Source organism: Amycolatopsis sp. NPDC049159 (assembly GCF_040648295.1).
In the GTDB taxonomy this organism is placed as follows: Bacteria; Actinomycetota; Actinomycetes; order Mycobacteriales; family Pseudonocardiaceae; genus Amycolatopsis; species Amycolatopsis pretoriensis_A.
In genome coordinates, this window is record NZ_JBEZDL010000009.1 from 178,276 (window position 1) to 199,793 (window position 21,518).

General features: G+C 72.1%; 19 protein-coding genes and 1 riboswitch. Of the genes, 10 read left to right on the top strand and 9 right to left on the bottom strand.

Translation table 11 applies throughout. The annotated features are described in order from the left end of the window. Window positions 1–9: 9 nt before the first annotated feature. Window positions 10–1,083: a ribonucleotide-diphosphate reductase subunit beta gene (locus AB0B33_RS18890; RefSeq protein WP_247011401.1), complete on the top strand. Its 1,074-nt coding sequence runs from the start codon at window positions 10–12 to the stop codon at window positions 1,081–1,083. Window positions 1,084–1,094: 11 nt separating this feature from the next. After that, a riboswitch (cobalamin riboswitch) is annotated at window positions 1,095–1,310 on the top strand. 97 nt (window positions 1,311–1,407) lie between these two features. Further along, on the top strand, window positions 1,408–3,648 hold the full coding sequence (metE, locus tag AB0B33_RS18895; RefSeq protein ID WP_360773187.1) for a 5-methyltetrahydropteroyltriglutamate--homocysteine S-methyltransferase: 2,241 nt from the start codon (window positions 1,408–1,410) through the stop codon (window positions 3,646–3,648). 608 nt (window positions 3,649–4,256) lie between these two features. On the opposite strand, the gene AB0B33_RS18900 is transcribed toward metE, so the two are convergent. After that, entirely contained in the window at window positions 4,257–4,661 is a 405-nt protein-coding gene (locus AB0B33_RS18900) for a pyridoxamine 5'-phosphate oxidase family protein (RefSeq protein WP_360773190.1), read from the bottom strand. 74 nt (window positions 4,662–4,735) lie between these two features. Between AB0B33_RS18900 and AB0B33_RS18905 the strand changes: the two genes are divergently transcribed. The 4 genes from AB0B33_RS18905 to AB0B33_RS18920 all read left to right on the top strand — a co-directional run bounded on the left by AB0B33_RS18905 (window position 4,736) and on the right by AB0B33_RS18920 (window position 9,777). Beyond that, entirely contained in the window at window positions 4,736–5,710 is a 975-nt protein-coding gene (locus AB0B33_RS18905; protein ID WP_360773193.1) for an AraC family transcriptional regulator, read from the top strand. Between the two features lie 17 nt (window positions 5,711–5,727). Then, window positions 5,728–7,188, top strand: a complete 1,461-nt coding sequence (locus AB0B33_RS18910) for a cytochrome P450 (protein ID WP_360773196.1) — start codon at window positions 5,728–5,730, stop codon at window positions 7,186–7,188. Window positions 7,189–7,425: 237 nt separating this feature from the next. After that, a complete protein-coding gene (locus AB0B33_RS18915; protein ID WP_360773545.1) occupies window positions 7,426–9,240 on the top strand; it encodes a diguanylate cyclase in 1,815 nt (604 codons plus the stop codon). Between the two features lie 75 nt (window positions 9,241–9,315). Further along, a complete protein-coding gene (locus AB0B33_RS18920; protein ID WP_247011409.1) occupies window positions 9,316–9,777 on the top strand; it encodes a peroxiredoxin in 462 nt (153 codons plus the stop codon). A gap of 4 nt (window positions 9,778–9,781) precedes the next feature. On the opposite strand, the gene AB0B33_RS18925 is transcribed toward AB0B33_RS18920, so the two are convergent. From AB0B33_RS18925 to AB0B33_RS18945, 5 genes are all read right to left on the bottom strand, one after another. Continuing rightward, window positions 9,782–9,976 carry a hypothetical protein gene (locus tag AB0B33_RS18925; RefSeq protein ID WP_360773200.1) on the bottom strand — a complete coding sequence of 65 codons (195 nt, stop codon included), beginning with the start codon at window positions 9,974–9,976 and terminating at the stop codon, window positions 9,782–9,784. Beyond that, a complete protein-coding gene (locus tag AB0B33_RS18930) occupies window positions 9,973–10,503 on the bottom strand; it encodes a GNAT family N-acetyltransferase (RefSeq protein ID WP_360773203.1) in 531 nt (176 codons plus the stop codon). Before AB0B33_RS18930 ends, AB0B33_RS18925 begins: the two co-directional genes overlap by 4 nt. Window positions 10,504–10,544: 41 nt before the next feature. Then, complete coding sequence (locus AB0B33_RS18935; protein WP_247011413.1) at window positions 10,545–11,747, bottom strand: LCP family protein; 1,203 nt, start codon at window positions 11,745–11,747, stop codon at window positions 10,545–10,547. 96 nt (window positions 11,748–11,843) lie between these two features. Next, window positions 11,844–13,097, bottom strand: coding sequence for a cyclopropane-fatty-acyl-phospholipid synthase family protein (locus AB0B33_RS18940; protein WP_360773206.1), 1,254 nt, complete (start codon window positions 13,095–13,097; stop codon window positions 11,844–11,846). 89 nt (window positions 13,098–13,186) lie between these two features. After that, window positions 13,187–13,879: an alpha/beta fold hydrolase gene (locus tag AB0B33_RS18945; protein ID WP_247011415.1), complete on the bottom strand. Its 693-nt coding sequence runs from the start codon at window positions 13,877–13,879 to the stop codon at window positions 13,187–13,189. Between the two features lie 116 nt (window positions 13,880–13,995). Between AB0B33_RS18945 and AB0B33_RS18950 the strand changes: the two genes are divergently transcribed. Together AB0B33_RS18950 and AB0B33_RS18955 are read left to right on the top strand one after the other, a co-directional pair. Next, window positions 13,996–14,724: an SIS domain-containing protein gene (locus AB0B33_RS18950; RefSeq protein ID WP_247011416.1), complete on the top strand. Its 729-nt coding sequence runs from the start codon at window positions 13,996–13,998 to the stop codon at window positions 14,722–14,724. Window positions 14,725–14,849: 125 nt separating this feature from the next. Then, window positions 14,850–16,016, top strand: a complete 1,167-nt coding sequence (locus tag AB0B33_RS18955; RefSeq protein WP_360773211.1) for a serine hydrolase domain-containing protein — start codon at window positions 14,850–14,852, stop codon at window positions 16,014–16,016. A 515-nt stretch (window positions 16,017–16,531) separates the two neighbouring features. Here the strand turns inward: AB0B33_RS18955 and AB0B33_RS18960 are convergent. Then, window positions 16,532–18,403: an ABC transporter ATP-binding protein gene (locus tag AB0B33_RS18960; protein ID WP_247011419.1), complete on the bottom strand. Its 1,872-nt coding sequence runs from the start codon at window positions 18,401–18,403 to the stop codon at window positions 16,532–16,534. 98 nt (window positions 18,404–18,501) lie between these two features. Then, entirely contained in the window at window positions 18,502–18,942 is a 441-nt protein-coding gene (locus AB0B33_RS18965; protein WP_360773214.1) for a MarR family transcriptional regulator, read from the bottom strand. Window positions 18,943–19,013: 71 nt separating this feature from the next. Here AB0B33_RS18965 and AB0B33_RS18970 point away from each other — a divergent pair, with 71 nt between their 5' ends. Together AB0B33_RS18970 and AB0B33_RS18975 are read left to right on the top strand one after the other, a co-directional pair. Beyond that, on the top strand, window positions 19,014–19,865 hold the full coding sequence (locus AB0B33_RS18970) for an LLM class flavin-dependent oxidoreductase (protein WP_360773217.1): 852 nt from the start codon (window positions 19,014–19,016) through the stop codon (window positions 19,863–19,865). Window positions 19,866–19,898: 33 nt separating this feature from the next. After that, on the top strand, window positions 19,899–21,239 hold the full coding sequence (locus tag AB0B33_RS18975) for a glycosyltransferase 87 family protein (RefSeq protein ID WP_360773221.1): 1,341 nt from the start codon (window positions 19,899–19,901) through the stop codon (window positions 21,237–21,239). On the opposite strand, the gene AB0B33_RS18980 is transcribed toward AB0B33_RS18975, so the two are convergent. Next, on the bottom strand, window positions 21,226–21,435 hold the full coding sequence (locus AB0B33_RS18980) for a helix-turn-helix domain-containing protein (protein ID WP_003071237.1): 210 nt from the start codon (window positions 21,433–21,435) through the stop codon (window positions 21,226–21,228). The genes AB0B33_RS18975 and AB0B33_RS18980 overlap by 14 nt on opposite strands. Window positions 21,436–21,518: the final 83 nt, after the last annotated feature.

Sequence of the window (21,518 nt, forward strand, 5' to 3'; positions counted from 1 at the left end):
CCGAAGAACATGACCAACGTGGAGACGACGGGCGCCACCGGCCTCGGGGAGATCGAGGTCGGCGCCGCCCGGATCAACGTCGACGACAAGCGCATGATCAACGCGCGCGCCGACGTCAACCAGCTGCTGCCGATGAAGTACACGTGGGCCTGGGAGAAGTACCTGGCCGGCTGCAACAACCACTGGATGCCGACCGAGGTCGCCATGCAGGCGGACATCGCGCTGTGGAAGTCGAAGGACGGCCTCACCGAGGACGAGCGGCAGATGCTCAAGCGCAACCTGGGCTTCTTCGCGACCGCGGAGTCCCTGGTGGCCAACAACATCGTGCTCGCGGTGTACCGCCAGATCACCAACCCCGAGTGCCGCCAGTACCTGCTGCGCCAGGCGTTCGAGGAAGCCGTGCACACGCACACCTTCCAGTACATCTGCGAAAGCCTCGGCCTGGTCGAGGGCGAGCTGTTCAACATGTACCGCGAAGTCCCGTCCATTTCGGACAAGGACGCGTGGGCGCTGAAGTACACGCAGCACCTCGAGGACCCGGACTTCGAGACCGGCACGCCGGAGGCCGACACGGCGTTCCTGCGTGACCTCGTGGCGTTCTACGTGATCTTCGAGGGCATGTGGTTCTACACCGGTTTCGCGCAGATCCTGTCGCTGGGCCGCCGCAACAAGATGGTCGGCATCGCCGAGCAGTACCAGTACATCCTGCGCGACGAGTCGATCCACCTGAACTTCGGCATCGACTGCATCAACCAGATCAAGATCGAGAACCCGCACCTGTGGACCCCCGAGTTCCAGGAAGAGATCCGCGGCATGCTGAAGGAGGCGTGCGAGCTCGAGGTCAAGTACGCCCGCGACACGATGCCGCGCGGCATGCTCGGCCTGTCGGCGCAGCTGTGCGAGCAGTACATGCACTTCATCACCGACCGCCGCGCGCAGCAGATCGGGCTCGCCCCGATCTTCGGTGAGACCGAGAACCCGTTCCCGTGGATGTCCGAGGCGATGGACCTGAAGAAGGAGAAGAACTTCTTCGAGACCCGCGTCATCGAGTACCAGTCGGGCGGCGCTCTCGACTGGGACTGACCTCTCCCGCTAGGCTCGGCCACGCCACTGGTTCCCCCAGGGCGTGGCCGAGCTGCGTCGTGGGGGAGGCAACAGGGAACCCGGTGCGAATCCGGGACTGCCCCGCAGCGGTGAGTGGGAACGAAAGCCGTCATGAAGCACTGAGCGTGAGCTTGGGAAGCGACGGCCGGTAGGACTGCGCAGTGCGCCCACGAGTCCGAAGACCTGCCCGTGGTGCGGACGCCGACGGCGTGCGCGAGTCCGGGCCTCGCGGGATGGGCACGACCGAAACGCTCGCCTTCGCGCGCGTCCGGGCTCTTCGGACTAGCTCGCGAGGAGAGAGCTGTGACCATCGGCACCACTGTGCTCGGCTACCCCCGGATCGGCCCGGACCGGGAGCTCAAACGCGCCCTCGAGCGCTACTGGGCGGGCGGGATCGACGCGGCCGCGTTGCTCGCCACCGGCCGGGACCTGCGCGAACGCACCTGGCGCGAACTGCGCGACGCCGGGCTGGACTCGATCCCGTCCAACACGTTCTCGCACTACGACCACGTGCTCGACACCGCCGAACTGTTCGGTGCGCTGCCCGCCCGGCCGGGGCTTTCGCCGCTCGACACCTACTTCGCCGCGGCGCGGGGTGTGCAGGACGCGCCGGCGCTGGAAATGACGAAGTGGTTCGACACGAACTACCACTACCTCGTCCCCGAACTGGGCCCGGACACCGAGTTCACGCTCGCCGGCACCAAACCCCTCGACGAGTACCGGGAGGCCCGCGCCCTCGGGATCGAGACGCGGCCGGTGCTCGTCGGCCCGGTCACGTTCCTGCTGCTGAGCAAGGGAACCGGCGGGTTCGCCCCGCTGGAACTGCTCGACGCGCTGCTCCCCCGCTACGCCGACCTGCTCGCGAAGCTGCACGACGAGGGCGCGGAGTGGGTCCAGCTCGACGAACCCGCGTTCGCCGCCGACCGCACCGAGGCCGAGCTGAACGCGCTGATCCGCGCGTACCACTGGCTCGGGAAGGCGACGGCCCGGCCGAAGCTGCTGGTGGCCGGCTACTTCGGCGGACTGGGCCGCGGGCTCGGCGTGCTGGCCCGCGCGCCCATCGACGCGCTGGCCGTCGACCTCGTCAGCGATGAGTCCTTTGTGGACGCTGTCGCGGCCGAGCCCGCCTTGCGGGACAAGGAGGTCGTGGCCGGGGTCGTCGATGGGCGCAACGTCTGGCGGACCGACCCGCACCGGGCGCTGAGCAAGGCCGCGACGCTGCTCGGCGTCGCGAAGTCCGTGAGCGTCTCGACGTCGTGCTCGCTGCTGCACGTGCCCTACGACGTCTCGCGCGAAGACCTGCACCCGCGGCTGAAGAGCTGGCTCGCGTTCGCGCGGCAGAAGGTCGACGAGGTCGTGCTGCTCGGGCGCGCGCTGCGGGGCGGCTCGCCGGACCTGGCCGCGGCACGGGCGGCGGTCGCGGACCGGGCTTCGGCGGCCGAGCTGGCCGATCCGGGCGTCCGGGCCCGGCTGGCCGCGCTCGAGGAGGACGTCCGGGCGCCTTACGAGCAGCGCGCCGCCACCCAGCAGGCCGCGCTCGGGCTGCCGCCGCTGCCGACCACGACGATCGGCTCGTTCCCGCAGACCGCCGAGGTGCGCCGGGCGCGGGCGGCGCACCGGGCCGGGACGCTCGACGACGCCGGTTACGACGCCGCGATGCGCCACGAAGTCGAGCGGGTCGTCCGGCTGCAGGAGGAGCTCGGGCTGGACGTGCTGGTGCACGGCGAGCCGGAGCGCAACGACATGGTGCAGTACTTCGCCGAGCAGCTGGGCGGGTTCGCCGCGACGGCGCACGGCTGGGTGCAGTCGTACGGCTCGCGCTGCGTCCGCCCGCCGATCCTCTACGGCGACGTCTCGCGGCCGGCGCCGATGACCGTGGCGTGGGCCCGGTACGCGCAGGGCCTGACGCGCAAGCCGGTCAAGGGGATGCTGACCGGCCCGGTGACGATCCTGGCGTGGTCGTTCGTCCGCGACGACCAGCCACTGGCCGAGACCGCAAGGCAAGTGGCGCTGGCGATCCGCGACGAGGTCCGCGACCTGGAGGCGGCGGGCATCCGGATCGTCCAGGTCGACGAGCCGGCGCTGCGGGAACTGCTGCCGCTGCGGCGTTCCGCGCACGCGGAGTACTTCGGGTGGGCGGTTTCGGCGTTCCGGCTGGCGACGTCGGGGATCGCCGACACGACCCAGATCCACACCCACATGTGCTATTCGGAGTTCGGCGAGGTCCTGCCGGCGATCGACGCGCTGGACGCGGACGTCACGTCGATCGAGGCGGCCCGCTCGAAGATGGAGGTGCTGGCCGACCTCGCCACGGCCGGCTTCGCCCGCGGCGTGGGCCCGGGGGTGTACGACATCCACTCGCCGCGGGTGCCACCGGTGTCCGAGGTGGCGGAGTCGCTGCGGACGGCGGTGGGCGCGGTGCCGGCTTCGCGGGTGTGGGTGAACCCGGACTGCGGCCTGAAGACACGCGGCTACGCGGAGGTGGAACCGGCCCTGCGCAACCTGGTCACCGCGGCGGCGGAGGTGCGGGCGGAGCTGGCGTGACGGGCTGCGCCCCCCGGTCTCCAGTTTAGCCGCGGGGTCCGACAGTTCCCGGTGCCGGAAGCCGTGGATGCCACCTTGGGGAACTTCGGGTTCCTCAAGGTGGCCTTCACCGCTTTCGGCCCACGGAACCCAGGCCGCGGCGGTCGGCGCCTGCTCGGCGGCGGTCCGAGCCCGTCTGGAGGACCGCGGCTGAGCCGTCCGATCTGGCCCTCGGCCGCGACCACACAAGACTCGGCCGCCGCACGCGGCTGAGCCAGCCACCCGAGACGGCCGCGCTCGACCAGGCCTTGCGCGGGCGTCGCCGAACCAGTGCCCAGAGGTCCGGAGCCGCCTGGAAGACCGCGGCGGACTTCGCGTTCCTCAAGGTGGCTTACGGGCAGGTCGTGAGCCGGACCCCGCGGTGGACGGGCCAGCCGCAGGTCAGGGGCTCGGGCGGTCGCCTGGCCGCGGAGCCGGTCGGGGAACATTTCCCACGCGGCCCGGCGGAGAAAGCTCCTGCGACCCGCGACGCGACGGGGTGCGGTCTCCGCCGGCCGGGCCGGAACGGCTCCGCGTGGGAAGAAACGTGGGAACAGCTCCCGAAAACCGCGATTTCGGCCCTTCCGGGGTCAGTACTCGTAGCGGCGCACCTGCTCCGGGTGCAGCACCAGCCGGAGCTGCTCCGCGGCCAGGATCTCCTTCAGGTCCGCCGCCCGGGCAGGGTCGGACAGGTCCCAGTAGCGGGCCGCCAGGCGCTCCGCGAGGTCGTGGGCGCCGTCGGTCTCGAACGAAACCCCGCCCGAGACCGAAATCCAGCGTTCGCGCTCGCCCACCGGGGCCGCCACCACGATCGACGCGTGCGGGTCGCGGTGGAGGCGGCGGACCTTGGGCGCGTCCGGCTCCGAAAACAACTGCAGCGTGCCCTCCGCCGTGGCCTCGAACCAGACCGGGCGCGGCTGTCCTCCCGCCACCGTCAGAAAACCGTGCAGCGGGCGGTCGAGGAACTCGAGGTCCGAAGGGGTCAAGGTGTCCATGCCCCTGATTCAACCCGCCCGGCTCGGACGATCCCATGGGTGAAAAACCGGACTACCTGTGCGATCGTCCAAGCATGGACGTTCTGGGTGACCTCTTCCGCGACGTGCGGGCGCACGGCTCGCTCTTCGGCAGCTCCGCCCTCTCCCCGCCCTGGTCGCTGCACTTCGTCGACGGGGCGCCGCTCACCCTCTGCACCGTCCTCGACGGCGCGGGCTGGATCGTGCCCGAAGACGGCCCGCCGGTGCCGCTGCGTGCCTACGAGACCGTCGTCGTGCGCGGGCCCGGGACCTTCCGGTTCGTCGATGACCCCGGCACCCGCGCCGAAACCGTTGCCTGCGGGGAATTCTGCGCCGAACCGGACCAGGGCGGGACCCGGCACCGGCGGGGGTGGTACGACCCCGGGACCGGCGCCACGACCCTGATCGTCGGGGCCTACCCCGTCGGCGGGGAGCTCAGCCGCCCGCTGCTGGACGCCCTGCCCGTCGTGCTGCGCGTGGCCGGCGGGGGCACCGGGGACGCCGTGCTCGACCACCTCGCCGCCGAAGTCGCCGCCGACACGCCGGGGCAGCAGGTCGTCCTCGACCGGCTGCTCGACTGGATGCTCGTCTGCACGCTGCGCGAGTGGTTCGACCGGCCCGGCGGCGAGCCCCCGGCCTGGTGGACCGCCCAGCGCGACCCCGTCGTCGGCCACGCGCTGCGGCTGCTGCACGACGAGCCCGCGGCGCCGTGGACGGTGGGCGCGCTGGCCGGCCGGGCCGGCGTGTCGCGGTCGACGCTGGCCAAGCGCTTCGCCGACCTCGTGGGCGAACCGCCGCTGACCTACCTCACCCGCCGCCGGATGACGCTCGCCGCCGACCGCCTCCTCGACGGCGCCAGCGTGGCGACGGTCGCGCGCGAAGTCGGGTACGCCGACCCCTTCGCGTTCAGCGCCGCCTTCAAGCGCGTCCGCGGGGTCAACCCGAGCGGGTTCCGGAAGCACCGACCACCCGAAAAGACGGCGATCCAGGTGTTGTCAGACCGTCAACAAGGGTGCATCGTGGAGGGGTAGCCGATCTCAGCGGGGAGATGGTCACTTTGCCGGGCACCGTGAGCCGAGCCGCCGAAGCACTGCGTGAACGCGTGCCGCCCTTGACGGCGCTCCCCCTCCCCCGCGGGGTCGACGAGCGCTGGCTGCTGTCGCGCTGGCCGGTCAAGGAACTCGCGGCACCGCCCGCGGGCAGCGGCCTCAAGCCCGTGCTCGGCGACGAAGGCCCGCCGGTGGTCGGGCACATGCTCGAGATGATGCGCTTCGGCCCCGCGTTCGGCCTCCGCCGCCACGAGCTCTACGGCCCGGTGTCGTGGACCGCCGGCTTCGGGCGGCGGATCGTCGCGCTGTCCGGGCCGGAAGCCACGCAGATCGCGCTCGTCAACAAGGACAAGGCGTTCTCGCAGGAGGGCTGGAAGTTCTTCATCGAGAAGTTCTTCGAGCGCGGCCTGATGCTGATGGACTTCGGCGAGCACCACCTGCACCGCCGGATCATGCAGGAGGCGTTCACCCGGCAGCGGCTGACCGGCTACGTCAACGAGATGGGCCCCGCGCTGCGCGAAGGCGTCGCGAGCTGGGAGTCGAACGGGCGGCCGCGGCTGTACTGGTCGCTCAAGCAGCTGACCCTCGACGTCGCGACGCGCGTGTTCATGGGCATGCGCAGCGGCGCCGACGCGCACCGGATCAACCGCGCGTTCGTCGACTCCGTGCGCGCCGGCACCGCGTTCGTGCGCTTCCCGGTGCCGGGCGGGCGCTGGGCGGCCGGCCTGCACGGGCGGCGCATCCTCGAGCGCTACTTCGGCGAGAACCTCCCGGCCAAGCGGGCTTCCGACGGCGACGACCTGTTCTCCGCGCTCTGCCACGCCACCACCGAGGACGGCGACCGGTTCAGCGACACCGACATCGTCAACCACATGATCTTCCTGATGATGGCCGCGCACGACACGACGACCATCACCAGCAGCGCCATGGCGTACTACCTGGCCAAGCACCCGGAGTGGCAGGAGCGCGCCCGCGCGGAGTCGCTCGCGCTGGGCGACGACGTCCTCGACATCGACGCCGTCGACAAGCTGGAGACGCTCGACCTGGTCATGAAGGAGGCGCTGCGGCTGGTCGCGCCGGTGCCGTCGCTGACCCGCCAGACCGTCAAGGACACCGAGGTGCTCGGGCACTACATCCCGGCGGGCACGCTGGTCGGCGTCTCGCCCACGATCAACCACTTCACGCCGGAGTGCTGGACGAACCCCTTCGCGTTCGACCCCGAGCGGTTCGCCGAGCCGCGCCGCGAGGACAAGTCGCACCGGATGGCGTGGATGCCCTTCGGCGGCGGCGCGCACAAGTGCATCGGGCTCCACTTCGGCGGGCTCGAGGTGAAGTTGCTGATGCACGAAATGCTGCGCGCCTACCGCTGGTCGGTTCCGGAGAGTTACACCGCGAAGTGGGATTACGTCTCGTTGCCGGTCCCGGCCGACGGTCTGCCGGTCCGGCTGACGCCTCGCTGACGCGGCCGCCGTCTACCACGGCATACAGGCCGTGACAAGATGTCACCTCATGTGGACACTCGTTCACTCGTTCAGCCGGTAGACACCCCGTGACCCGCATGATGGCGTGGCATCGGTCGCGGGCGAGGGGTACCCAGTGTTTCCCCATGCCCGCCGACACCCCGTCTGAACTGGCCTGACCTGTGCGTGAAGAGGTGGAGTGTGCCTGAACCCGGAGCCGCGCCAGGACTGCTGGACGTGGCCCGCCGGTGGGCGGCGACGTTGGCCGACACCAAAGGAGTAACACTTCCCCCGGAGGAGCTCGAACCCCTCCTGCTCGAGGTCGCGACCGAGGCGGCCGACCACGCCGGCTCGCGCCACGACGGCGCGCTGCAGCGGTTCTCCGCGCTCTACGCCGCGTCACCGATGGGGATCGCGCTGGCCGACCCGGACGGCGACATCGTGGAGGCCAACCTCGCGCTCGGCCAGCTGCTCGGCTGCTCGCCGGAGAAGCTGCGCGGCAAGCACCTCACCGACCTCGGCTCGACCGACCACGACGTCTCGCGGCTCAAGGCCGGGCTCGAGCACGTGCGCACCGCGCGCGAGCGGTACCAGGAGCGGATGCTGCTCGACCACGCCGAGGACGGGCAGCTCTGGACCGACGTCACGCTCGCCCGGCTGCCCGGCGACCGGCCGGGGTCGGTGTACCCGGTGCTGATGGTCTCCGACGCGAACGAGCTGCACCTGCTGCAGGAACGGCTGCTGCACCAGAACGTGCACGACCCGCTGACCGGGCTGCCGAACGCGTCGTCGTTCACCACCACGCTGGAAGCGGCGCTCGGCGCCGGCGCGCACGACGACATCGCGCTGATCTACCTCGACGTCGACGGCTTCAAGGTGATCAACGACGGCCTCGGCGCCGGCGTCGGCGACCAGGTGCTGCGCGGGGTGGCGGGCAAGCTGTCGGCGGTCTTCACCGGCCACCACGACGGCTTCGTCGCGCGGCTGTCCGGCGACGGCTTCGCGGTGCTGCTGCGCGGCGAGCTCTCGGCCACCGAGGTCGTCGAGCTGGTCGAGCGCGCGCTGGAGGACCTCAACGAGCCGATCTACCTGGGCGGGCACGGCATCGGCGTCAGCGCGAGCGCGGGCATCGTGGTGCGCGCGGCCGTCGAGGGCGGCGCGGCGGAGCTGCTGCGGGCGGCGGAAATCGCGCTGCACCGCGCCAAGGAGGCCGGCAAGGCGCAGTGGATGCTGTTCGACCCGGAGCTGGACGCCCGCGACCGCGGCCGCTACCAGCTCGGTGCGGTGATCGCGGGCGCGCTGGAGAACGGCGAGTTCTCGCTCGTCTACCAGCCGACGGTCCGGCTCGCCCGCCCGGCCGAGCTGGCCGCCGTCAACGCCGGGCTGCGGTGGAACCACCCGGAGAAGGGCGAGCTGAGCTCCGACGAGTTCTACCCGCTGGCCCAGACGACGGGCATGACGGTGCCGCTCGGCCGCTGGCTCCTGGCCGAGTCCCTGGCGGCGACGGCCCGCTGGCGCACCCGCTTCGGCGAGGCGGCGCCCGACGTCTGCGTCCGCCTCCCGGCGCGCCTGGCCATCGACCCGGACCTGGTCCTGCTGGTGAAGGAGCAGCTGGACAAGCACGAGCTGCCGGCGAAGGCCCTGCGCCTGTGCACCGACCGCGACTCGGTCCTCGACCCGGGCGGCGAGGTCCTGGAGTCGTTCGCGGTGCTGTCCGACCTCGGCGCCCAGCTGGTCCTGACGATTTCGGGCTCGGCGGACCTGGAGCTGATCCCCCAGCACGACCTCCCGATCCGCCACGTGATCCTGTCCGGCCCGGTGATCGACGCGCTCGACGCCCCGGAGCCGGCGGAAGCGGACGTCCGCCACCTGACCCAGCTGATCACCCGCGCCCGCGAGCTGGAGCTGCGCGTCGGCGCGGAGGGCGTCCGCACGCACGAGCAGGCGGCCCGGCTGCGGCAGCTGGGCGTCCTGGCGGCGAGGGGCCCGTTCGTGACGGATTCGGCGACGGGCGACGAGGTCGACGAGCTGATCGCGCGGCACCCGGGCTGAGCCGGCGACCAAGCCGATGGCGGGCCGGCTCCGAAGGACCGGCAGGATGGTTGTGCCGCCGACGAAAGGACGTCCATGGACGCCGGAGACCTCGCCCCCGACTTCACCCTGCCCGATGACCGGGGGGCCGACCGCACGCTGTCGGACTTCCTGGCCACCGGGCCGGTCGTGCTGTTCTTCTACCCCGCCGCCATGACCGGGGGCTGCACCGCCGAGAGCTGCCACTTCCGCGACCTCGCCGCCGAGTTCGCCGAGGTGGGCGCGCACCGGATCGGGATCAGCCCGGACGGCGTCACCAAGCAGCGGCAGTTCTCCGAAGCCAACGGCTTCGACTACCCGCTGCTGTCCGATGTGGACGGCGAAGTCGCGAAGCAGTTCGGCGTCTGGCGGAAACTCCTGCCGCTGCACGCCAAACGCGCCACGTTCGTGATCGGCGAGGACCGGAAGGTGCTCGAGAAGATCAAGAGTGAGCTGAACTTCACGGTCCACGCCGACCAGGCGCTCAAGGTGCTGCGGGAGCGGAACAAGGTGTCCTGAGCGGTCAGCGGCGCCACCCGCGCGGCGGCCAGCCCGGTGGCCGGCACACCCCGGCCGCCGGCCACCCCCGCGGCCGGTCGCGCCGGCGCCGCCGGAGCGCGTACTCGTGGGCGTCGGCCCGGTTCCCGCGCCGCTCGGCCCGGCTCGCGACCTCGCGGCGCTCGCACAGCCACCGATCGCTCACATATCCCCAGTTCACGGCCTCTCCCTCCGCCAGACGTGGTTGGTGCCCGCGCACGACGGAGCGAGCGGCTGCTCGACGGGTTCCTCGCGCACCTTGGTGAACCCGAGGCGCTCGGGCACCGCTCCACTTCGGACGTTCAGCTCGTCGTGCTTGATCTCGACGTAGCCCGCGCCGAGCCGGAACGCTTCCGCCGTCAGGAAACCGGCGGCCCGGGTGATCAGGCCGCGGCCGGTGTAGCCGTCCGCGAGCCAGTAGCCGATCTCGACGCCGCCGTCCCGGGCCATCGTGCCGATGGCGCCCGCGATCGCACCGCCGACGCGGATCGCGAAGTCGTGGGTTTCGCCGGTCTCCCAGTTTTCCCTGGTGCGCCGCAGGAACTCGGCGGAGTCATCGGCGGAGTACCCGTCACTCGCCCAGATCATCCACGCCCCGATGCGCGCGAGGGACCCGCCGACGACCGCGGTGAGCTCCGGCCCGTCGGCGAACTGCCAGCGGGCCAAGGTGAATTCGTCCACGCGATACGACTCAGCCGGGGTCTCCATGGCTCCCATGGTGCCCCGGCCGAGGATCGAGCGCGCCCGAATTAATTGACGATGACGCTGTCCGGCACCGCCGAGTCGTTCTTCAGCGCGTCGAACAGCTGCTTCGACTTGTTCTTGTCCCAGTTCTCCGCCGACCCGCTCGTCACCGGCACCGTCGTCGTCACCACGCCGCCCGAAGAGATGCCGCGCATCGCGATCGCCAGGCCCGCCAGGTTGTGGACGTGGTCGCTCGAATCCATCGTCAGCGCGTCCGGGGCCGAGGACAGCAGGGGGAAGAAGTCGAACGGGTTGAGCAGCGTGCCCGGGCTCGCGATCTGGCTGACCAGCGCGCCGATGAACTTGCGCTGGTTGGCGACGCGGTCGAGGTCCGAGCGCGGGGTCGCGTCGCTGTGGCGCATGCGGACGAAGCCCAGCGCGGAGCGGCCGTCGAGGGACTGGCAGCCGGCCTTGATGCTGATGCCGGTCATCGTGTCGTTCATGTCCTTGTCGATGCACATGTCGACGCCGCCGATCGCATCGACGATCTTGGCGAAGCCGCCGAAGCCGATCTCCGCGTAGTGGTCGAGGTGCAGGCCGGTGGCGCCTTCGACGGTCTGCGCGAGCAGCTTCGGGCCGCCGAGGGAGAAGGCCGCGTTGATCTTGTTCGTGCCGTGGCCCGGGATCTTCACCTGGGAGTCGCGCGGCAGCGACAGCAGCGTCGGCTTCGTGTCGTTGTCCGGGATGTGCGCGACCATGATCGTGTCGGTGCGCTGCCCGCCGCCCGCCGCGGCGACGTCGCCGGTGGCCAGCCGCTCCTCGTCCTCGGCCGTGAGGCCTTCGCGGCTGTCCGAGCCGACGATCAGCCAGTTGGTGCCGGACTCGGCGACCGGGCGGCCGGAGTAGTCGGCGAGCGCGTCGACGCGCTTGATCGAGAACTCCAGGTAGACCCAGATGCCGGCGAGGAAGACGACGAAGACCAGCACCAGCGTGCCCAGGACCTTGCCGAAGCTCCACCGGCGCCGCCGCGGCGGGCGGGACGGCGGGTAGTCGTCGGCCGGGCGCGGGGGCTCGCGGCGCGGCGGCGGGGGCGGCGCGTACTGGGGCTCGGGCTCCCCCATCGGGCGGGTGCGCTCGTCGTACGGGCTCCGGCCGCGCCCGGGCAGCGGCATCATCTGCGCGCGCTGGTGCTCCCGGGAGCGCCCGGCGGGCGGCCGGGGCGGCGGCATCCGGCGCCCGCCGTCGTCGCCTCGGTACGTCATCGCCATCACCCAATCCCGATCCGGACAAACCTGTCTTCGTCAGTACACCGCACACGTCCGCTAGGAGGACGTCCGGCACCGGGGTGGGGTTGCGACGCGGGGCTACTCGCCGGTCGCCTCGTAGCCGAACTGGTGGACCTTGAGGTACCCGGAGCGGAACCCGGCCTCCGAATAGGCCAGGTAGAACTCCCACATCCGGCGGAAGACGTCGTCGAACCCGAACCCGGCGATGTCGGTCCAGCGGTGCAGGAACCGTTCGCGCCACAACCGTAACGTGCGCGCGTAGTCCTGGCCGAACTCGCGCATCCCGGCCAGCTTGAGCCGGGTGTTCGCCTTGACGCCCTCCTCGATCGAGCGCACCGACGGGATGATGCCGCCCGGGAAGATGTACTTGTGGATCCAGGTGTAGGCGCGCGACGACGCCAGCATCCGGTCGTGGTCCATGGTGATGGCCTGCAGGCCGAAGCGCCCGCCGGGGCGCAGCCGCTCGCCGATCGTCTCGTAGAACGCCGGCCAGTAGGACGCGCCGACGGCCTCGATCATCTCGACGCTGACCACGGCGTCGTACTGGCCGCTCGACTCCCGGTAGTCGCACAGCTTCACCTCGACGCGGTCGGAGAACCCGGCCGCCGCGATCCGCTCGGTCGCCAGCGCGCGTTGTTCTTCCGAGATGGTCAGTGACGTCACGCGCGCGCCGCGGTCGGCGGCGCGGATGGCGAGTTCACCCCATCCGGTACCGATTTCGAGGACTTCGCTGCCGTCGCGCACGCCCGCGTAGTCGAGGACGCTGTCGATCTTGCGGTGCTGGGCCGCGGTGAGGTCGTCGCCGGGGCCGAACAGCGCCGAGGAGTACATCATCGACCCGTCGAGGAAGGCCCCGAACAGGTCGTTCGACAGGTCGTAGTGCCGGTGGATGTTGGCCCGCGCGCCTTCGAGGCTGTTCTCCTCCGACGGCGGCTGCGTGCGCTCGGCGATCCGCCGGAACTTCTGCAGCGCCGGCGGGACCAGGGTGCCCATCCGCTCGGCGAACGGCGTCAGCACCTCGGCCAGGTCGGACGCGGTCCAGTCACCGGCCATGTAGGACTCGCCGAAGCCGATCTTGGCGTCGGCGCCGAGGCGGTGGAAGAAGGATTCGGGGCGCAGAATCCGCATTTCGGGTGAACCCGGGCCGCCGGCGCCGAGCACCGTGCCGTCCGGGAACGTCACCCGCACGTCGAGCGGGCGGACCGCGCGGCGGAACAGCGCGGCGGCGATGCGCGCGCGCACCGGTGAGTGCGGCGGGCTGGCCAGGCCCGGCCAGCGGGACTCCTCAGGCACGTCCTCCGCCGATACCCGGTCAACGCTCGAAGTCGTCACGGTCGCTCCCTCCGGCCGGCATCGCCGGTGATCGATCTTAATCGCGCACCCCGCAGGGCGCTTCGCCGAATGCCCTGTTCGGGGCGGTCTCACACGGGTATTCGGAGCCGCTCGGGCCCCGGTGCGGCCCACGCGCCGCGCAACTCGTCACCGACGTCCCCGGCGAGCACTTCCAGTGTGAAAGCAATCGTCAGCCGGGTCCACACGGACGAGCGGCGCAGCATCGCGTGGCCCTCGTTGGCGATCTCGAACCGCGCGACGCGGGCGGCGACGCCCTCGGCGCGTTCGGCGAAGGCGTGCGACTCCGCCGGGCTGGTCATCCGGTCGCGGGTGCCGTGCACGATGAGCACGGACCGCCCGGCGACGGCCCCGACCGGCTCGCCGCGCGGCGTCCACGGCGCCAGCGCGCAGATCCCGCGCACGGCGGGGTCGTCGGCGACGCGCAGCGCCACCCGGCCGCCCATGGAGTGCCCGACGAGCACGACCGGGACGCCGGGGTGGTCGGCGCGGATCCGCTCGAGGGCCCAGCGGGCGTCGTCGAGGGGGTGCATGGCGGGCGCGTTCCAGCCGTAGCGGCGGTTGCGCAGCAGCCGCACCTCGACGCCGCGGCGCCGGCCGGCCCGGTGCAGGGCGCGCGCGATCGGGACCATCCTCAGGTAGGCGAGCTTCCAGGGCGGCACCGCGCCCAGGCCGCGTTCCGCGCCGCCGTGCAGCACGAGCACCACCGCCTCGGTCCGCCCGCGCGCCGGCCGCACGGACACCGCCGGTTCCGCCTCGCTCACCCGCGTCCTCCTCGTCGCCCGCATTCGGGTCAACTCGATCGTCCACCCGGCTGTTCCCCCGCGCACCACCATCTTCGCGGTAGATTCGGCGCCCGATCCCCGACGGAAGGGTGGGTGTGGTGAGCGCCACGGACATCTCCGGCAGTGTCGCCAAGCAACTGGCGGACGTCGAGCAGGCCAACGCCGAGGCAGTGCGCGAAGCGGCGGAACTGGTCCTGGGGGTGATCCGGGCCGACGCACTGGTCTACACCGCGGGCGCCGGGCACTCGCTGGCCGCCGTCGCCGAGACGTTCTACCGGGCCGGCGGGCTGGCGTGCGTCTACCCGCTCTACCACCCGGACCTGCTGCCGCTGCACGGCGCGGTGAGCAGCACGCAGACCGAGCGGCGCACCGGGCTGGCCGCGGAGGTGCTGGCCGAGCGCGCCCCGGGCCCGGCCGACGTGCTGGTGGTCTTCTCGACGTCCGGCTCGAACCCGTACCCGGTCGAGCTGTGCATCGAAGCGCGCGAGCGCGGCGCGGCGGTCATCGCGGTGACGTCTCGGGCGTGCGTGGCGGCGGCGCCGAAGCGGTCGTCGAGCAACCTGGTCGAGCAGGGCACGGTGGTGCTGGACTCGCTGGTCATCCCCGGCGACGCGAGCTACCCGCCGGACGCCCCGCGCACCGCGCCGCTGTCCACTGTGGTCAACGCGTTCCTGTGGAACCTGGTGCTCGCGCAGGTCTACGACCGCGGCGCGGCCGAGGGTCTCGACGTCCCGCTGTGGCGCAGCTCCAATGTGGAGGGCGGCGACGAGGCGAACGCGGCCCTGCTGGAGAAGTACAGCGCGATCGTCCCCCGGCTGCGCTAGCCCGGACGTCCGCCCCAGTCCGTGAAAAAGCACCGGCCGGGCACGTCTTGACGGGCGTGCCCGGCCGCTTTAGCTTCGACATACCGACTGGTCGGTGTGGATCGGTCGCGCCCCGAGGAGGTCCGATGGACAGCGCCACGGCGACCGTGCACGGCGAGTGCGCGCCCGGTTTCGAACCGGTGCGCGAGGCCTTCGAGGAGAACTTCCGCTCCCGCGGCGAGCTGGGCGCGGCGTTCACCGCCACCCGGCACGGCGAGGTCGTGGCCGACCTGTGGGGCGGCTGGACCGGGCCGGAGCGCGACGCACCCTGGCGGCCGGACACGCTCGCCAACGTGTGGTCGACGACCAAGGGCATGACCGCGCTCTGCGCGCACCGGCTCGCCGACGCCGGCGAGCTGGACATCGACGCCCCGGTCGCGAAGTACTGGCCGGAGTTCGCCGCGGCGGGCAAGGCCGAGGTGCCGGTGCGGTGGCTGCTCTCGCACCGCTCCGGCGTGCCCGGCATCGGCCTCGACCGGCCCGTCCGGGTCGACGAGCTGTACGACTGGGACCTGATGACGTCGCTGCTGGCGGCCCAGGAACCGCTCTGCGAGCCCGGTTCCGCGGGCGGCTACCACGCGCTGGCGTACGGGTGGCTCGTCGGCGAGGTCGTGCGCCGGGTCGCCGGGCAGGGCATCCGGGAGTTCTTCGCCGAGCAGGTCGCCACCCCGCTCGGCGCCGACTTCTCGATCGGCCTGGCCGACGACGCCGACCTGGCCCGGTGCGCGACCCTCGTGGATCCGGTGCTGACCGAGGAGGTGGCGAACGCGCTGGCCGCCGCGTTCGCGAGCGCCGGGCCGGTCGCGCAGGCCGCGCTGGCCAACCCGCGCCTGTCCGGCCACGACGCGAACGAGCCGGCCTTCCGCCGAGCGGTCATGCCGGCGCTGAACGGCCACGGCACGGCCCGCGCGATCGCGACGATCTACGGCGCACTGGCCACCGGCGGGCTGCTGTCCGCGCCGGCGCTGGCGAAGGCCCGCGAGAGCCAGGGCAAGGAGATCGACGCGGTCCTGGGCCTGCCGAACGAGTGGGGCCTGGGCTTCTACCTGGGCAGCGACGCCCACGGCTTCGGCCCGAACCCGACGGCCTTCGGCCACGACGGCCTCGGCGGTTCGACCGGCGGCGCCGACCCGGAGAACGGCATTTCGTTCGGCTACACGCTCAACCAGCTCGGGCCGCTGATCCGCGACGATCCCCGCAAGATGGCCCTGGTCCAGGCGGTGTACGCGAGCCTGGACGGCCAGAACGCCTGACGCGCGGGGCCGGCACCCCACCCGCGGCCAGGTGGGCTGGCCGAGCACGCGGGCCGGGCCGCGACGACCGCAGCGTGATCGGGAAGAGCGGCGCAGCTCGGACAAGCCTCTCGGCCAGGCGCGGCTGCCCCGGCGGGCGAGGCCGGGCCAGGCCGCCTCGGAACCGGGAAGAGCGGCCCAGCACCAACAAGCCAATCGACCAGGCGCGGCTGCCCCAGCGCAGGCCGCCTCGGCACCGGCACGAGGGGGCAAGCCGATTGCGCGGATCCAGCCACCAGACACCGGAGAGCCAGGGCACGAGGTTCGAGCCATGCCTCCCGCGGAGCCGGCGCGGCGGGCCTCGACACCCGCCCGGCCCGGCGGGCGAAGCCAGACCACCCGCAGCACGCACCGGGGTCCAGCGCGGGAAGGCCGTGCCACCAGCGGCGGCCAGAGCGCACGGGTCGGCGGCCGCAGGTCAGCCGCAGCATCCACCGGACCCGGTGCGCGGGCAGCCCCGCGCGCCGGCCCTCGGCTCACACCGCCGCCGGCTCCTCGTCCGCGAACTGCGTCGCGTGCAACGTCGCGTACCGGCCGCCGCGGGCCAGCAGCTCGTCGTGCGTGCCGCGTTCGACGATCTCGCCGTGCTCCAGCACCAGGATCTGGTCCGCCGCCCGGACCGTCGACAGCCGGTGCGCGATCACCAGCGCCGTCCGGCCGGCCAGTGCGTGGGTCAACGCCTCGCCGACCGCCGCCTCGGACTCCGAGTCCAGGTGGGCCGTCGCCTCGTCGAGGATCACCACCTTGGGCTGGGCCAGCAGCAGCCGCGCGATCGTCAGCCGCTGGCGTTCGCCGCCCGACAGGCGGTAACCGCGCTCGCCCACCGTCGTCTCGAGGCCGTCCGGCAGCGAATGGACCAGCTCGCCCAGCCGGGCCCGGTCCAGCGCTTCCCAGATCTCGTCGTCGGTGACGCCCGGCCGCGCGTAAGCCAGGTTCGCGCGGATCGTGTCGTGGAAGAGGTGCCCGTCCTGGGTCACCACGCCCACGGTTTGCCGCAGCGAAGCGAAACTCAGGTCGCGAACGTCCACATCGGACAGCCGCACCGCACCCGAGTCGACGTCGTACAGGCGCGGCAGCAGCGACGCGATCGTCGACTTCCCCGCCCCGGACGACCCGACCAGCGCGACCATCTGGCCCGGCTCGGCGCGGAACGAGATGCCGTGCAGCACCTCCTCGCCACCGCGGTGGTCGAGCGTCGCGACGTCTTCCAGCGACGCCAGCGAATACCGGTCCGCCGCCGGGTAGCCGAAGCGGACGTCGGCGAACTCGACCGCGACCCCGTCGGACGGCGGCAACGCGCGCGCCGACGGCTTCTCCTTGATCATCGGCTCGAGGTCGAGGACCTCGAAGACGCGCTCGAACGACACCAGCGCGGTCATGACGTCGACGCGCACGTTGGCCAGCGCGGTCAGCGGCGCGTACAACCTGGTCAGCAGCAGCGCCAGCGCGACCACCGTGCCCGGCGCGAGCTTGCCGGTCAGCGCGAGGTAGCCGCCGAGGCCGTAGACCAGCGCCTGCGCCAGCGCCGACACCAGGGTCAGGCTCGTCATGAACCAGCGGGTCAGCATCGCGGTGCGCACGCCGATGTCGCGCACGCGCCCGGCCCGCACCCCGAAGTCGTCCGCCTCCTGCACCGGGCGGCCGAAGAGCTTCACCAGCGTCGCGCCCGGCGCGGAGAAGCGCTCGGTCATCTGCGTGGTCATGCCGGCGTTGAGGTTCGCGGCCTCCCGCTGCAACCCGGCCATCCGGCGGCCGAGCCGGCGCGCGGGGATGACGAAGATCGGCAGCAGCACCAGCGCGATCACCGTGACCTGCCAGGACAGCGTGAGCATCACCGCCAGCGACAGCGCCAGCTGGATGGTGTTGGTGACCAGCCCGGACAGCGTCGCGGTGAACGTGCGCTGCGCGCCGATGACGTCGTTGTTGAGCCGCGAAACGAGCGCGCCCGTGCGGGTGCGGGTGAAGAACGCGACCGGCATCCGCTGCACGTGCTCGAACACCGCGCGGCGCAGGTCGAAGATGATGCCCTCGCCGATGCGCGCGGACTGCCACCGCTCGATCAGGCCGAACCCGGCGTCCGCGATCGCCAGCGCGGCGATGACGACGGCGAGCCAGACGACCACCGGCAGGTCGTGGCCGCCGACGATCGCGTCGACCACCTTGCCCGCCAGCACCGGCGTCGTCACGGCCAGGACGGCCGAGACGACCGTCAGGACCAGGAACGCCAGCAGGCGCCGCCAATGCGGCCGGGCGAACCGCGCGATGCGCTTGAGCGTGCCGCGGCTGAGCCCCTTCGGCACGTCGTCGGCGCGCATCGCCGAACTCCACAGTCCCCACATGTTGTCCATGGGAAAACCCCCAGTCTCTAAACCTCTACCTTAGCTGAGGTTTTCTCCGGATATGACCTGGACAACGCCACCATCGCCCGTTTCCTTCCCGTGGCCGTTCACTCCGCGCGAACAACCCGCTCCAGCGCGCTCCGCAGCCCTTCGGCGTCCTCGGCGGCCAACGGTGCCAGCAACAGTGCCTCAGCCCGCCGCGTGGCCTCTTCTCCCGCTTCGCGGACCCGCTCCCCGTCACCCGTCAGCGTCACCAGGCGCTTGCGGCGGTCACCCGGCGCGACCTCGCGCCGGACCAGGCCCTTGGCCTCGAGCTCGTCGACGAGCGCGACCATCGTCGTCCGGTCGACGCCGAGCCGCGCCGCACCGTCCTGTTGCGACTGACCCGGCCCGTCGCCGAAGAGGGCCAGCAGCGCGAGCTGCCGCCCGGTGACGCCGAGCGGCTCGTACAGCGGCTCGGCCAGCTCGGCGAGCCGCGCCTGGGCGCGCTTGAGCAGGTAACCGAGCCGCCGGGTGACGGCCGGGGGTGCTTCGAGGTCGCTGGACACGGGAAGACTCTACCCCTACGCTGATCGTCAGTTTTACTGACGATTTGTAGTACTGATAATCAGGAGAGCCCGTGACCACGATCGGACTGAAGCCACCCCAGCAGCACCTCGGCATCCAAGAGCTCCGCGAGACCTGGGCGATCGCCGACGACGCCGGCTTCGACGGCTGCTGGGTGTTCGACCACCTCGCCCCGATGGGCCCGGACCGCACCGGCGACGTCTTCGACGGCTGGAGCCTCCTGGCCGCGATGGCCGAAGCGACGGAACGCGTGCGCATCGGATGTCTGGTGGCCGGGAACACCAACCGGCACCCGGGCACGTTCGCGAAGATCGCGGCCACCGTCGACCACCTCTCCGGCGGCCGCCTCGACGTCGGGCTCGGCGCGGGCGGCGACACCCGCACCGACGCGATGATGGGCACACCGACCCCGACGGCTGTCGAACGCGTCGAAAGACTCGCCGAGGCCTGCGAAATCCTCCGTCTGCTGTGGACTCTGCCGTCGACGGACTTCCCCGGCCGCCACTACACGCTGACCGGCGCGGTGAGCGATCCGAAGCCGTGCCAAGCGAAACCGCCGCTGTGGCTGGGCAGCAGCGGCGAGAAGCGCGGGCTGCGGGTGGTCGCCGAGCACGCCGACGTCTGGCTCAACGCGGCCCTGCCCGGCACCGCGATCGCCGAGCTGCACCGGCTTTCCCGGGTCCTCGACGAGCACTGCGCCGCCGTCGGCCGCGACCCCGCGACGATCCGCCGTGCCGTGCAGTTCCGGCTGCCCGCCGACGCGGACGCGGCGCTGCGGCTGGCGCGGGACTACGTCGAGGCGGGCTTCACCGAGCTGGTCCTGATGCCCGGCGGACCGGACGGCGTCGTCGCGGCCTGCGAAACGGCGGCGAAGCTCCTCCCCCGCCTGCGAGACGTCGGCTGAACCGGGCGGCGGGCCCCTCGGTAGCCTGACCGGGTGGGAACGGAGGTGGGCCGGGCGCCCGCATGGCGGCGCGCGGCACGGCTCTTCACCGCACCGGCGCGCACGCTCGACGTCGCCGCGGTGCGCTGGGACCTGGGGTTCTACCTCGTCTGCCTGGCTTTCGCACTGCCGACCGCGCTCAAGTCCGAGTTCTACGGCTACCGCGTCTGGGGCAACTTCGCGACGGTCGCGTACGGCTTCGGCGTGCTGCACAGCGGGTGGCTGCTGTGGTCCGCGCACCGGGGCCGCGCACCGCGCGGCGTGCTCGGTTCACGCTGGTGCGGCATCGCCGCCGTCGGCTTGTTGGCCATGATCCTTCCGTTGGCGCTTCTGGTGATTCGCCGCCTGACCGGAGTGGACTGGCTGATCACGCCGTTCTCGTGGGCCGCGCAGCCCGAGGTCTGGGTGATCGAGCGGTCCGCGGATCTGCTGCTGCACCACGGAACCCCGTACGTCGACGTCACCGCGCTCGGCCGGCCCCCCGAGGTAAACGATTACACGCCCTACGGTCCGGTGATGGCGCTGTTCGGCCTGCCGCGGGCGGTGTTCGGCGGCTCCCCGGTGGCGGACGCGCTCACCGACGCCCGCTGGGTGTTCGCCCTGGCCGCCTGCGCCTGCGTGCTGGGCACGCTCAAGCTGCTGAAGTGGCCGAAGGTGCCGGTCGGGGCCGCGCAGCTCGCGCTCGCCTGCCCGCTCACCGCGCTCACCTGGGCCGTCGCCGGCCCGGATCTCGCGATCGTCGGCCTGCTGGTGCTGGCCTGCGCGCTCGCCGCCACCGGGCGGGTCGCCTGGTCGGGACTCGTGCTGGCGCTGGTGATCAGCGCGAAGCTCATCGTCGCGCCCGCGGCCGCGGTGCTGGCGGTGTTCGTGCTGGTACGCCGGGGAAAGCCCGCGTTGGCCCGGTTCCTCGCCGCGCTGGTCGCGACGACGGCCGCGCTGCACCTGCCCGTGTACCTCGTGGACCCGGCCGCGTTCGTCGAACACGTCTTCCGGTTCCCCCTCGGGATGGGCGCCGTGCGGTCGCCCGCGGCGAGCCCGTTGCCGGGCCACCTGATCGCCGGTCTCGGCGTGGTGGGCCAGGTGACGGCGTTCGTGCTGGTGGGCGCCGCCGCCGTGGCCGTGCTGGTCTGGCTGGTGCGCCGGCCCCCCGCGAACGGCTCCGACGCGCTCCTGCGCGTCGCCGTCGGACTCGGCGCGTTGATCCTGCTGACCCCGGCCACCCGCTACGGCTACCTGGTGTACCCGCTGGTCCTGCTCGGGGCCCACCTGGTGTTCCGCGTGGCCGAAGATCCCGCTGCGCCCCCCGCGCAGCAGTCCGCGACTACTTCTTCTTGACCCTGGTGGCCCCGCCGCGCCCCCGCAGCTGGACTCCGGACTCCGACAGCACCCGGTGCACGAACCCGTAGGACCGGCCCGTCGACTCCGCGAGGGCCCGGATGCTCGAGCCCTTCTCGTATTTCTTCTTCAGGTCAGCGGCCAGCTTGTCGCGCGTGTTGCCGGTGATCCGCGCGCCTTTCTTGAGATCAGCCACGTCGATCGCCTTCCCGCCGAGAGTGTTCTGGGCCACATATCGGCCCCTGCCGGGGCAATGATCGAACACTGAGCGCCGGATTG

Excerpts from the sequence above, each read along its gene's own strand:
- AB0B33_RS18910 (WP_360773196.1), top strand. The coding sequence starts at position 5,728 with ATGGTCACTTTGCCGGGCACCGTGAGCCGAGCCGCCGAAGCACTGCGT.
- AB0B33_RS18930 (WP_360773203.1), bottom strand. The coding sequence starts at position 10,503 with ATGGAGACCCCGGCTGAGTCGTATCGCGTGGACGAATTCACCTTGGCC.
- AB0B33_RS18890 (WP_247011401.1), top strand. The coding sequence starts at position 10 with ATGACCAACGTGGAGACGACGGGCGCCACCGGCCTCGGGGAGATCGAG.
- AB0B33_RS18935 (WP_247011413.1), bottom strand. The coding sequence starts at position 11,747 with ATGGCGATGACGTACCGAGGCGACGACGGCGGGCGCCGGATGCCGCCG.
- AB0B33_RS18900 (WP_360773190.1), bottom strand. The coding sequence starts at position 4,661 with ATGGACACCTTGACCCCTTCGGACCTCGAGTTCCTCGACCGCCCGCTG.
- AB0B33_RS18955 (WP_360773211.1), top strand. The coding sequence starts at position 14,850 with ATGGACAGCGCCACGGCGACCGTGCACGGCGAGTGCGCGCCCGGTTTC.
- AB0B33_RS18905 (WP_360773193.1), top strand. The coding sequence starts at position 4,736 with ATGGACGTTCTGGGTGACCTCTTCCGCGACGTGCGGGCGCACGGCTCG.
- AB0B33_RS18960 (WP_247011419.1), bottom strand. The coding sequence starts at position 18,403 with ATGGACAACATGTGGGGACTGTGGAGTTCGGCGATGCGCGCCGACGAC.
- AB0B33_RS18920 (WP_247011409.1), top strand. The coding sequence starts at position 9,316 with ATGGACGCCGGAGACCTCGCCCCCGACTTCACCCTGCCCGATGACCGG.